Raw genomic sequence first — 12,086 nt, forward strand, 5'->3', positions numbered from 1 at the left:
GTGGTTGAGGATGAACAGCCCGAGCCAATTGTGGAGGTTGAATCCTTTAAAAATGGAATCCCGGAGGGTCTTATTCTTGATTTGAAGTACGATTTACATCCGTCCGGACATAGCTATGTTCTTGTAACGACGAACACATTAAATGTAAGAGCTACACCGGCTATAGGGGATAATATAATAAGCAAGGTGTATTATTTTGAAAAGGTCAACTTGGGGGCGACAGTCAAAGGGCAATATATCGAGAAATACGACACAGACCTGTGGTACAGGATTCTATGGAAAGACGGGGACAATTTGAGGGAAGGCTTCGTATTATCCGCATTGGCTGAAGCTAGAACATATCAATTTGACAAGATGTTTGAAAAGGTCAAGCTTCTGAAGGAGGAAGTTGACGGAAATACAACGGCCTATATATCAAACTATAAAAACAGGAATGGAAGGGCTCCGCTATATAATGGGAAAACAGAGGATGCATACGGCATCGTAAGGTCCCAGTCGGCTCCCGCTTACTATGACGCGGAGGACAGAGATGAGTTCAGGTACCTTGAAGACGGAACTCTTCTTACGGTTTTCGGAGAGAATGATGCGAAGACCTATTATGGCGTGCGAACCATGGAAGATGGACAGGAGCTATGGGTTCCCAAAAAATATGTTTCCTTTAGCAATTCTATAGAGGAGTTGACTAAGGTTGTCGTTATTGACCGGAAGAATCAAAATGAAGGGGTTTTTGAATTAATTGATGGCGAGTGGAATTTGATTTCATATATTTTTGCCACTACTGGAGAAAAGTCCACATACAAGCTTCCGACTTCTTTAGGGTATTGGATGGTAATTAACACTCGACCGAAATTTATTTATTTAGACGACATAACAAAAGAAGTGGCCGGATACGCCCCATATACAATCAGATTCAATGCCGGAGCGTACATCCATGGGGTGCCGGTGAACTATAATAAAGTGAATGGTGTGAACGTGGATCCGGGAATGAAGGAATATCTATTTACGATAGGAACTGTTCCGCGCTCCCACAAGTGTGTGAGAAATTATACAAGCCATGCGAAGTTCCTGTATGAATGGGTAGAAGTAGGTAAATCATCAGTTATTGTAATAGAATAAATAAGGGAGTGCATCCATAAAGGGTGCACTCTTTTAAAGATATTATATTGTTGTTGATATATTTATAGTGAAAAGGGATGAGTTTGCCTTTATAATTGAATAAGAACATATAAATTGAAAGAGGTGCGGGATGAAGAAAAGAAAAGGAATCATATCAATTTTATTTTTATTGACCATTGTATTGATGTTTGCAGGTTGCGAAGACAAGGGAGCCCTGCCTTCAGAAAGCGAAAATGATGAAGAGCAAGCTGGTGAAAAAGTGGTTTCTGAAGGCTTCGAAGAAGTCGAAAAAATAGAAGGGGAAGAAACAGCCGGAGAGGAAACAGCAGTTGAAGACGGAAACAATGATGAATTGCTCTACATCAGTGCCAGTGTTTTGAATGTACGAAGCGACAGCGAAGCAAATGCATCGATTGTAGGCAAAATCATCAAGGGGTCTCAGGTTTCTGTAATTGAAACCGTGTTTGAAGAAGATGGTTCTCCTGCGTGGTACAAGATTTTTTATGAGCATAAGAATGGCGATTCCGGATGGGTTTCGGCAGAGTATACAGTAATGGACAAGATGGAGCTTCTTGGCCCTGGGTATGAGAATATCGATTTTTCTCCCCAAATAAAGGGTGATTATGCGAGTAATCCAAGAATAACGACAAACGGAATATACCTTACATCTTATTCGGCAGGTAGCAGCAGGGTTGACACATTGCTTGAGCTTGCGGACAAGACACGCATAAACGCATTCGTAATAAACATGAAGGATGATAATGGAAGCATGTTGTTTGAAACCGAAACGGCGGCGAGATTGAATCCGAGCGCAAACAAGAGTGTCCCGGTTAAAGATATAGATGCTCTTATGAAGAAACTAAAGGAACACGACATCTATACTATAGCCAGAATCGTATGCTTCGTGGATCCAAAGTATGTTAAGGAACATCCGGAGTCGGGAGTTGTTTACAAGGACAGCGGCGCTCCCTTATATTTCAAAGATAATGTGCAGTGGAGCAGTGCCTACGATAGGGGACTTTGGGAATATATTGTGGGAGTGGCAAAGGAAGCCGCTGAAGCCGGCTTCAATGAAATACAGTTTGACTATGTAAGGTTCCCGACATCGAATGGTGGAAAGAAAGATGCATATTTGGATTATAAGAACAAGCTTGGAGAGTCGAAACCGCTTGCTGTGCAGAATTTCCTAAAGTACGCCAGAGAGGAACTTGATCCTTACGAAGTATATATCTCGGCCGATGTATTTGGACTGGTTGGGTCGGTGGGAGACGATATGGGAATCGGGCAGTATTGGGAGGCAATAAGCAACGTTGTGGATTATATATCACCGATGATGTATCCTAGTCATTACGGGCCTGGAGTGTATGGACTGAGCGTCCCGGATGCTTTCCCGTATGAAACGATTTACAGGTGCACCAGGGATTCGGTAATGAAGAACAAAAATATTGAAACCCCGGCAATAATAAGGCCGTGGATACAGGACTTTACAGCGTCATATGTAAAGGGCCATATCAGCTATGGTGCGGATCAGATAAGGGCTCAAATCAAGGGCCTGGATGATAACGGTGTCGGAGGCTTTATTCTTTGGAATCCATCCAACAAGTATGATGAGGGCGGACTGGAAAAAGAATAACATATCAGATTGATGAGAAAGGCCAATTTCAGCGTTGCCATATAAAACTAGTTCTGTCACGTATTGAATAACAGGGTATTTAACCCTGTTATTAGTTGGCAGCATGCAGTTTGCAGAAAAAGATTAAAAACAAAAAACCAAAGCAAAAAACATTGAACGTGTATGTTTATTGCTTTGGTTTTTATTAAACAATAAAAAACACATCCATTTACTACGCGACCAGATAACTCTGGGCGAGAATGGATGTGTTTATTTTTTTTCGTTAGAGATATATCTCTAACTATTGATATGTAAGGCTTAAATAATATATATTATATTTTTTACACTACATTTATACTGATTTGGCTCCTTTAAGTTGTATGACTATTGAGGCAGAACCTTGTTGAGGATTATGCCCACGATTGCTGCAAGTGCCATGCCTTCAACAGCAAAGCTTGCTCCGGCGATGTTTACGGGGAGGGAAGCTCCGCCAAGTCCTAGAACTAATATTACGGCTGAAATGATAAGGTTTCTGGATTTATTGAAGTCTATCTTGTTGTCTACCAAAGTTCTGGCTCCTATAGAGGCTATCATTCCGAAGAGTATGATAGAGATGCCTCCTATAACTGCTGCAGGTACCGAACTTATTATTGCACCAAGTTTGGGCATTATTCCAAGAATTATTGCAAAGCATGCGGCTATTCTCATGATTGAAGGATCATAAACCTTTGTAAGTGCCAATACGCCTATGTTCTCGGAATAGGTTGTGTTTGCAGGTCCGCCGAACATTGCCGAAAGCGATGTTGCTATTCCGTCTCCAAGAAGCGTTCTTTTGAGTCCTGGATCCTTCATGAAATCATTATTAGTGGTGGCGCCTATGGCTATTACATCGCCAATGTGCTCTACCATCGTGGCTATTGCTACTGGAGCTACCATCATTATTGTGCTCAGGTTGAATTTTGCCATTTGAAAATGGGGAATGCCGAACCAATCTGCGGCTATGATTCCGCTAAAGTCTACGTATCCTGTGACTGCGGAGAAGATATATCCTCCGATTAGTCCAACTAGCACGGGAAGAACCTTGATGAAGCCTTTTCCGTATATGCTGACTGCTGTTACAATAGCGAAGCTTACTACTGCGAGCATCCAGTTTCCACTGGCCATGCCTATTGCGGTAGGTGCAAGCTTAAGGCCTATTACGATTATTATTGGGCCCGTTATGATTGGAGGAAAGAAGCTGACTATCTTCTCTGTTCCAAAGATGCTTATGAGGCCGGCCATCACAAGGTAGATAAGACCGGCTACTACCAGACCCCCTTGTGCGTATTGCATGTTGGAGGCTGCCATTGCTGCCATAACAGGAGGGATGAAGGCGAAGGAAGAACCAAGAAATGCCGGGACCTTTCCTTTGGTGATTAGGTGGAACAGAAGCGTTCCCACACCGGCCATGAAAAGCGCCACGGATATATCGAATCCTGTGATTAGTGGAACAAGTACGGTGGCTCCGAACATTGTGAATGTATGCTGAACCCCCAAAACAACCTTCTTGTTCAATGAAATTTCGGGTTCACTGGAAATTGGTACAACCTTTTGTTCAAGCTTTTCCATAATAATCTCCTTTCTCATTTTATTAAGTGTCAATAAAACAAGACGCCCCACAACCGGGTAAAATAAAAGCCTTTCTGCTTCGCGAGCAGAAAGGCTTGTTTCAATCCTAATAGGCATGAAAACCATACAAGCATATTGCACTTGTATGTTCCTTTTCAACCTCACGGGGTCAAATTAAAGGCGTCCATATTCAATTCTGTAATAATAATAACATCAAAGAAAAATGCAGTCAAGCTGCTTGGCGAATAATATCATAAAAAAGATGGAGACCTCATTTTCTTTCTGAAAGGAGAACATCCTCGGCACCATCGACATCGAAAATTCTTACATGTATGATTTCGTTTTTGGAGGTAGGAACATTTTTCCCGATGAAATCCGGTCTTATTGGAAGCTCTCTGTGTCCTCTGTCTATTAGTATTGCAAGTTGTATGCTTTTAGGTCTTCCGAAATCCATAAGTGCGTCCATTGCGGCCCTAACAGTCCGTCCTGTGAAGAGTACATCGTCAATAAGAATTACATTTTTTTCATCAATGCTGAATGCGATATTTGTGCTGTTGACTATGGGATTTTCACCAAGTTTGCTCAGGTCATCCCTGTAAAGGGTTATGTCGAGGGAACCTATTTTAATGTCGCATTCTTCAATTTTATTTATTTTTTCGGCTATCTTTTGGGCAAGGTATACGCCCCGTGTATATATTCCAACAAGTACTATGTTTTCTACTCCACCATTGCGCTCAATTATTTCGTGGGCTATTCTAGTGATTGAACGGTTTATTGCGGCATCATCCATGATTCTAGTCTTGAAATCCATGAAAATTCCTCCTTTAAAATTGCTGCATACTATCATTATAACTAAAAGCATGCTTTTCTCAAGAAAATTATGGGTAATACACTAACAGTCGGAAGGATTAAAATGTATAATAATAAAAGACATATATTTTGGCAGGTGAAAAAATGAACAAACTATCGAAAAAAAGCATAGCGGCAATTACTTTTATTGTTTTGATTGTGGCGGCAATATTTTTGTTGAGCTATCCATTCATATCAATGGGACTATTTGGATATGGTTTATCAAAAGCAAAGGGCTTGTTCATGACCGTTTTTACGGTTTACACGGTGTTGGTGGGTGTCGTTATTTTTTTTGAAAGCAAGGATCCGGCTAAGACGATGGCATGGCTTCTCATACTTGTTGTGCTTCCGTTTGTTGGATTTGTTTTCTATATTATGTTCGGACATGGCTACCGCCGCAGAAGGATGTTTGCGAAAAAGAAACGAGCTGGATCAAAGCATCTCGAAAACACGGTAAATCTGCAGAAGGAAATGATTATGGAGTATCCAATGACGGGAGACCTTGATTCTCCCGTAAGTCAAAGACTTGCAAGGCTTTTGCTCAATAATTCGAATGCGATTTTTACGGTAAATAATGCAACTGAGATATATTCAGACGGAAGAGAAACATACAGTTCGATAATAAGAGCCTTAAGAGGCGCCGAGAAACAGATACATCTGGAGTATTTCATAATAAAGGACGATGAAATTGGAAACATATTGCGGGAAATACTGGTTGAGAAAGCGCTTGCAGGAGTTGAAGTCCGTTTAATATACGACAGTGTTGGATGCTGGGGATTACCCAAGACATATCTGAACTCGCTCAAGGAAAGCGGGGTTTTAGTAAAAGAGTTTTTCCCCGTAATATTTCCTGTTTTGAGCAGAGAACTCAACTACAGGAATCACAGAAAAATAGTCGTGGTTGATGGCAAGGTGGGATTCGTTGGGGGAATGAATATTGGGGATGAGTATCTTGGCAACAATCCGCGTTTGGGATATTGGAGAGATACCCACATGCGCATCGAAGGGGAAGGCGTTTACGTACTGCAAAATATTTTTCTTAAGGATTGGGAATTTGTATCCGGAGAATACCTTGAAGGTATAGATCACTACCCCAAGATTGACTATAGAGGAGACGAGCTTTTGCAAATAAGTTCATGCGGGCCGGACTCGGATTGGGAATCGATTCAACAGGCCTATTTCACGATGATAACGGCGGCAAAGTCGAGAATTTGGATTACGACTCCCTACCTTGTTCCGGACAAGAGTCTTAGCGTTGCGTTAAAGACTGCGGCTTTGAGTGGCTTGGATGTTAGAATCATAATGCCGAGCAAGCCGGACCACTTTACCGTTTACTGGGCTTCGAGGGGAAACATTGAGGATTTGATGGAAGCGGGAGTTCGGATTTACACATATCAAAAGGGATTCATGCATAGCAAGGTCTTTATAGTGGATGATACGGTTGCATCTGTAGGAACGGCAAATCTAGACATCAGAAGCCTCGAAATAAATTTTGAAGTTAATGCTTTCATTTACAACCGCAAGACCGTCCGAAAGCTGGAAATGGATTTCCAGAGCGACATTGAGGAAAGCAAGGAAATCAACCTTAAAGAGCACAAAGAAAGAGGCATCGGGGTCAAGTTCCTGGAATCGTACGGAAGGCTTCTTTCACCGCTTCTATAGAGGCGCTAATCCTTTGACAACATGATATGTCTATATTATAATGGCAATAATGAAATAGAAGGCGATGAGGAAGAGAGTAATCGGCTGCAGAAGCTCAAGCGAACCGGAGATTGTGGAAGTCCGGTGTGGAGCATCCGACGAAGAACACTTCCGAGCCTCTGTCCGAAAAGCGAAGATTAGGCGCAGACGGTATCTACCGTTATATCGAAAACGAGATGGACTGAAAATGTCAATCAGGGTGGCACCGCGAAATCGCCTTTCGTCCCTTACGCAGGATGGAAGGCTTTTGTTATGCGAAAATATTGTGTGAGGAGTGAATGTGGAATGAAAAAATTTGAATTAATTAAGGAAATTTACAAAAATCCGGATACATATTCAGATCAAAAGGTGTCTGTTGCAGGCTGGATTCGAACCATCAGAGCTTCAAAGGCTTTTGGATTCATAGAATTGAACGATGGGACTTTTTTTAAGAATGTTCAAATCGTTTTCGAAGAGAATTTGGAAAACTTTGAAACGATAAAGAAACTTGGAATAAGCGCGTCAGTTTCTGTGGAGGGGACCCTGGTTTTGACTCCGGACGCCAAACAACCATTCGAAATCAAGGCTGATTCCATAGAGGTGCAAGGGGAGTCGGAGAAGACCTACCCACTTCAAAAGAAAAGGCATACATTCGAGTATCTCAGAACGATAGCCCACTTAAGACCGAGAAGCAATACCTTTTCGGCTGTATTCAGAGTTAGGTCGCTTGTGAGCTATGCGCTCCACAAGTTTTTCCAGGACCGCGGATTCGTTTATGTGCATACCCCAATCATTACAGGAAGCGATTGCGAGGGTGCGGGGGAGATGTTTAGGGTTACGACCCTTGACCTGAACGATGTGCCTAAGAACGAAGAAGGGAAAATAGATTACGAAAATGATTTCTTCGGAAAGGAATCAAATCTTACAGTAAGTGGACAGCTCGAAGCGGAGATATTTGCGCTTGCTTTCAGAAATGTATATACTTTTGGACCGACATTTAGGGCTGAAAACTCAAACACTGCAAGACATGCATCGGAGTTTTGGATGGTAGAGCCTGAAATAGCGTTTGCCGATTTGGATGACAACATGGAGCTTGCCGAGGACATGATTAAGTATGTAATCAACTATGTAATGGAGCAGGCACCCGATGAAATGGAATTTTTCAACAAATTCATTGATAAGGGACTGAAAGACAGACTGGAAAATGTGGCAAATTCCGATTTTGGAAGGATAACATATACAAAGGCGATAGAGCTTTTAAAAGAAGCAAAGGTTGATTTTCAGTATCCTGTAGAGTGGGGTTGCGACCTCCAAACGGAGCATGAAAGATACCTTACGGAGAAGGTCTTCCAAAAGCCCATATTTGTTACTGACTATCCAAAGGACATAAAAGCCTTCTACATGCGTTTAAATGACGATAAAAATACCGTTGCTGCAATGGACCTTCTTGTTCCGGGCGTTGGCGAAATCATCGGTGGAAGTCAAAGGGAAGAGCGTTACGATGTTCTCGAAAGAAGAATTGACGAAATGGGTCTCAATCAAGACGATTACTGGTGGTATAAAGAGCTTAGAAAGTATGGCGGAGCGAAACACGCAGGTTATGGATTGGGTCTAGAACGTGTAATTATGTATATAACCGGGATGAGCAATATCAGAGACGTGCTTCCATTCCCGAGGACACCAAAAAACTCTGAATTCTAAAGGACGCTTGAGGGGGCAAACATGTACTATATTATTATGGTCATAGGCATTTTGTGTATAGACCGCTTCACCAAGTATCTGGCAATAGAGCATCTCCAAAAGGTAGACACCTTTCCGCTAATAGACGGAGCCTTGCATTTTACCTATGCGGAGAACACGGGAGCGGCGTTCAGCATTTTGACCGGAAAGCAGGGACTTCTGATTCTCTTCACTGGGATGGTAATAATGGTTATGTGTTTTTATTTCTGGAGAGAAAAGGAGCATATGAGCGCATTGGCAAATATAGCAATGGCAATGATCATAGGCGGAGCAATGGGAAATTTTATTGATCGCATATTGTGGAATTATGTAGTTGATTTCATAGATTTCAGACTGATTGATTTTGCTATTTTTAATGTAGCAGACAGCTTCATAGTAGTAGGGGCTTTGCTGCTGGGCTATACCATTCTCTTTGACAAAGCCTCAGCTTGACGAGAAAGCCGGATTTCTGCGTTGACTTCGAAAGCAGTGGAAAGTGGAATGTAGAAAGTTGGAAGAAAGAAAAACCAAAGAAAGAAAATCATAGATAAACAAGACAAAAGCCACTTCGACTTAATTGCCGAAGTGGCTTTTGTTGTATGATGTCTTTTAATTTGCTCGGACATTTGCTGTAAAAATTTTGTCTTCTCAGCTGAAATATCGGCATTCCGGGGTTACAAATGAGATTTTTGACATTTGGTTTTCTCCTTGATAGTTGCTTATTTGGATTTGAGCGCTGCTTTATAGTTTGCATATCCGCCCATGATTATTAAGGATCCTCCGCAGATGCTTAGAAAATCGGGGATTTCTTTGAACATGAATACGGCAATTATAGATGACATGACCATATTTAAGTAGGAGTAGATGGCGAGCTTGGATGCCTCAGCGTATTTGTAGGCTACGGTCATGGTTATTTGGGCCATTGTTCCGAATACGCCTATGACAAGAAGCTTGGCCAGTTGCGTAAGACTTGGAAATACAAAGCTAGTAAGCATAAATGGGGAAACCAGAATTAAAGAGAAAACAAGAAAGTAGAAAACATTGATTTCCGGAGGATTATATTCCTTGAGCTTCCGAAGAAGCACGAAGGTGCTTGCGGCGAAGAAAGCGGAAGACAGACCTATAAGGGAGGGAAATAAGTCTATTCCGGATGCCGGTTTTACTACTAACAGAGCTCCGCACATGGCAATCAATATAGCCAAAACCGATTTCGACCGTATCTTTTCCTTGAGAAAGAAATAGGCCAAAAACAAAACAAAAAATGTTTTAAGACTGTTTAGAATTACTGCAGTTGAAAGCGGCAGTAACGAAATTGCCCAATACTGTGTGAGAGCACCAAGTGTTCCATTAGCTGATCTATAAAGCATGAATGGTGCATGGTTAAGCTTAAAAGGTATATTTTTTCTTTTTATGATAAAAAACATAATGATTGCGCCTATAAGATTCCTTGCGAAAACCTTTTCAAATGCAGGGATTTCAGGAGTCCATTTCACAACTGCTCCAATAAGTGCGAAGAAGAAGGTGGCAACCAAAATCAAGAAAATTCCTTTTCGATCGTTGTCCATGTTAGCTCCTGTCTAAATATCAATTGAGGTATTTGGTTTTATATTATGACATGGTTGTTTTGAACCGAGGTCTTGAATAGCTCGGGGGAGGTCTTGATAAATGAAAATGTGTTGTAATGCATCGGAATAGATGTCTTGGCTTTTATGAAATCAACTGCGCGCACGGCATCCTCAAAATCGCATTACAGATTAGGTCGGTGTTACAAATGAGAGTTTTGACATTTGATTTCCTCATTGATAGTTGTTTGTTTGGATTTAAGTGCTGCTTTATAGTTTACATATCCGCCCGTTATTATGAGAGTTCCACCACAGATGCTTAGAAAATCGGGGATTTCTTTAAACATGAATACGGCAATTATAGATGACATTACGATATTGAGGTAAATGTAGATGGCGAGCTTGGATGCCTCCGCGTATTTGTAGGCTACGGTCATGGTTATTTGGGTTATTGTTCCGAATACGCCTATGACAAGAAGCTTGATAATCTGCTGAGGGCTTGGCATCAAGAAGCTGGTCAGCATTAATGGGGAAATTAGGATTACCGAGAAAACAAGAAAGTAAAATACATTGATTTCCGGAGGATTATATTCCTTGAGCTTCCGAAGAAGCACGAAGGTGCTGGCAGCGAAGAAAGCGGAAGACACTCCAATCAGTGAGGGGAACAAGTCCACTCCGGATGCCGGTTTTACTACCAGCAGAGCGCCGCACATGGCAATCAATATAGCCAAAATCGATTTTGATCGTATCTTTTCCTTGAGAAAGAAGTAGGCTAAAAACAAAACAAAAAATGGTGAAAGACTGTTTATAATTACTGCGTTTGAAAGAGGCAAAAGCGAAATTGCCCAAAACTGTGTGAGTATCCCAAGTGTTCCGTTCGCTGATCTGTAAAGCATGAGTGGTGCATGGTTGAGCTTAAAAGGTATATTTTTTCTTTTTATGATAAAAAACATTATGATTGCGCCTATAAAATTCCTTGCGAGAACCTTTTCAAATATAGGGATTTCAGGAGTCCATTTCACTACTACTCCCATAAGCGCTAAGAAGAAGGTGGAAATCAGAATCCAGAAGACCCCTTTTCGATCGTTGTCCATGTTGGCTCCTGTCTAAATATCAATTGCGGTATTTGGTTTTAGTATTATGACATGGTTGTTTTGAACCGAGGTCTTGAATAGTTCGGGTGAGGCCTCGATAAGCGGAAATGTGTTGTAATGCATCGGAATTGATGTCTTGGGTTTTATGAAATCAACTGCGCGCACTGCGTCGGCAACATCCATCGTGAAGTTGCCGCCTATCGGTAGAAGTGCGTAATCGACATGTTCATCTTCAAGCAGCTTCATGTCCCAGATGAGACCGGTGTCTCCTGCGTGGTATATTTTCCTTCCGTCGGCTTCAATCAGGAATCCACACGGATTTCCTCCGCATATTATGCCGCCTGTAGTTTGTATTCCGGAGCCGTGGGCGGCCTGGGTCATTTTCACTCTTCCGAAACAGAATTGATATGCTCCACCAATGTGCATAGCATGTGTTTTCAGATTCATATTCGAAAAGAAGGACGCCATTTCTGCGTTGCAAACTATAAGCGAATTGTTTTGCTTGGCGATGCTGGCAGTGTCGCCAATATGGTCTCCGTGTCCATGGGTCACAAGTATATGTGTTATTCCATCAAGGGTTTTAGGGTCTGTTTCGCATAGGGGGTTTCCTAGCAGAAACGGATCGATTAAGAGGTTGAAATTTTCACCGGTCAAACGGAATGCCGAATGGCCGTAATAGTGAAGTTTCATATTATCACTTCCTTTCCCATACTTATTATATAGCAAAAGCTTTTATTTTGTTAATAATAAATAAAAAAGCAGAAAGCGGCTTTGCCGTTTTCTGCTTTTTCTTAGAGTTTAAACCTGAATTATCAGGCTGATTCTTTTTCTTCCAATGCTCTAAGA

10 protein-coding genes and 1 other annotated feature are annotated in these 12,086 nt (G+C 41.6%); of the genes, 5 read left to right on the forward strand and 5 right to left on the reverse strand.

Annotation, left to right across the window (positions count from 1 at the left end; all coding sequences use genetic code 11):
* Together JJE29_07550 and JJE29_07555 are read left to right on the forward strand one after the other, a co-directional pair.
* The coding region (locus JJE29_07550) for a L,D-transpeptidase (GenBank protein MBK5252468.1) at window positions 1-1,116 on the forward strand (1,116 nt) is incomplete at its 5' end.
* Window positions 1,117-1,246: 130 nt separating this feature from the next.
* Window positions 1,247-2,749 carry an SH3 domain-containing protein gene (locus JJE29_07555; GenBank protein ID MBK5252469.1) on the forward strand — a complete coding sequence of 501 codons (1,503 nt, stop codon included), beginning with the start codon at window positions 1,247-1,249 and terminating at the stop codon, window positions 2,747-2,749.
* A 363-nt stretch (window positions 2,750-3,112) separates the two neighbouring features.
* On the opposite strand, the gene JJE29_07560 is transcribed toward JJE29_07555, so the two are convergent.
* Window positions 3,113-4,336 carry a uracil permease gene (locus JJE29_07560; GenBank protein MBK5252470.1) on the reverse strand — a complete coding sequence of 408 codons (1,224 nt, stop codon included), beginning with the start codon at window positions 4,334-4,336 and terminating at the stop codon, window positions 3,113-3,115.
* Between the two features lie 271 nt (window positions 4,337-4,607).
* Window positions 4,608-5,147, reverse strand: coding sequence for a bifunctional pyr operon transcriptional regulator/uracil phosphoribosyltransferase PyrR (pyrR, locus tag JJE29_07565; GenBank protein MBK5252471.1), 540 nt, complete (start codon window positions 5,145-5,147; stop codon window positions 4,608-4,610).
* Window positions 5,148-5,290: 143 nt separating this feature from the next.
* Between pyrR and cls the strand changes: the two genes are divergently transcribed.
* From cls to lspA, 3 genes are all read left to right on the forward strand, one after another.
* Complete coding sequence (gene cls / locus JJE29_07570) at window positions 5,291-6,847, forward strand: cardiolipin synthase (protein ID MBK5252472.1); 1,557 nt, start codon at window positions 5,291-5,293, stop codon at window positions 6,845-6,847.
* A gap of 55 nt (window positions 6,848-6,902) precedes the next feature.
* Window positions 6,903-7,117: a binding site (T-box leader), on the forward strand.
* Between the two features lie 54 nt (window positions 7,118-7,171).
* Complete coding sequence (gene asnS, locus JJE29_07575; protein MBK5252473.1) at window positions 7,172-8,566, forward strand: asparagine--tRNA ligase; 1,395 nt, start codon at window positions 7,172-7,174, stop codon at window positions 8,564-8,566.
* Window positions 8,567-8,587: 21 nt separating this feature from the next.
* Window positions 8,588-9,037: a signal peptidase II gene (gene lspA, locus JJE29_07580; protein MBK5252474.1), complete on the forward strand. Its 450-nt coding sequence runs from the start codon at window positions 8,588-8,590 to the stop codon at window positions 9,035-9,037.
* A gap of 266 nt (window positions 9,038-9,303) precedes the next feature.
* On the opposite strand, the gene JJE29_07585 is transcribed toward lspA, so the two are convergent.
* From JJE29_07585 to JJE29_07595, 3 genes are all read right to left on the reverse strand, one after another.
* Window positions 9,304-10,149 (reverse strand): DMT family transporter, encoded by an 846-nt coding sequence (locus JJE29_07585; GenBank protein ID MBK5252475.1) that lies wholly within the window; start codon window positions 10,147-10,149, stop codon window positions 9,304-9,306.
* Between the two features lie 200 nt (window positions 10,150-10,349).
* Window positions 10,350-11,240, reverse strand: coding sequence for a DMT family transporter (locus JJE29_07590; protein MBK5252476.1), 891 nt, complete (start codon window positions 11,238-11,240; stop codon window positions 10,350-10,352).
* A 12-nt stretch (window positions 11,241-11,252) separates the two neighbouring features.
* Window positions 11,253-11,930 carry a metal-dependent hydrolase gene (locus JJE29_07595; protein ID MBK5252477.1) on the reverse strand — a complete coding sequence of 226 codons (678 nt, stop codon included), beginning with the start codon at window positions 11,928-11,930 and terminating at the stop codon, window positions 11,253-11,255.
* Window positions 11,931-12,086 lie beyond the last annotated feature (156 nt).

Source organism: Peptostreptococcaceae bacterium (assembly GCA_016649995.1).
Classification (GTDB): Bacteria; Bacillota; Clostridia; order Peptostreptococcales; family BM714; genus BM714.

Excerpts from the sequence above, each read along its gene's own strand:
- lspA (MBK5252474.1), top strand. The coding sequence starts at position 8,588 with ATGTACTATATTATTATGGTCATAGGCATTTTGTGTATAGACCGCTTC.
- JJE29_07595 (MBK5252477.1), bottom strand. The coding sequence starts at position 11,930 with ATGAAACTTCACTATTACGGCCATTCGGCATTCCGTTTGACCGGTGAA.
- JJE29_07590 (MBK5252476.1), bottom strand. The coding sequence starts at position 11,240 with ATGGACAACGATCGAAAAGGGGTCTTCTGGATTCTGATTTCCACCTTC.
- pyrR (MBK5252471.1), bottom strand. The coding sequence starts at position 5,147 with ATGGATTTCAAGACTAGAATCATGGATGATGCCGCAATAAACCGTTCA.
- JJE29_07560 (MBK5252470.1), bottom strand. The coding sequence starts at position 4,336 with ATGGAAAAGCTTGAACAAAAGGTTGTACCAATTTCCAGTGAACCCGAA.
- JJE29_07585 (MBK5252475.1), bottom strand. The coding sequence starts at position 10,149 with ATGGACAACGATCGAAAAGGAATTTTCTTGATTTTGGTTGCCACCTTC.
- asnS (MBK5252473.1), top strand. The coding sequence starts at position 7,172 with ATGAAAAAATTTGAATTAATTAAGGAAATTTACAAAAATCCGGATACA.
- cls (MBK5252472.1), top strand. The coding sequence starts at position 5,291 with ATGAACAAACTATCGAAAAAAAGCATAGCGGCAATTACTTTTATTGTT.
- JJE29_07555 (MBK5252469.1), top strand. The coding sequence starts at position 1,247 with ATGAAGAAAAGAAAAGGAATCATATCAATTTTATTTTTATTGACCATT.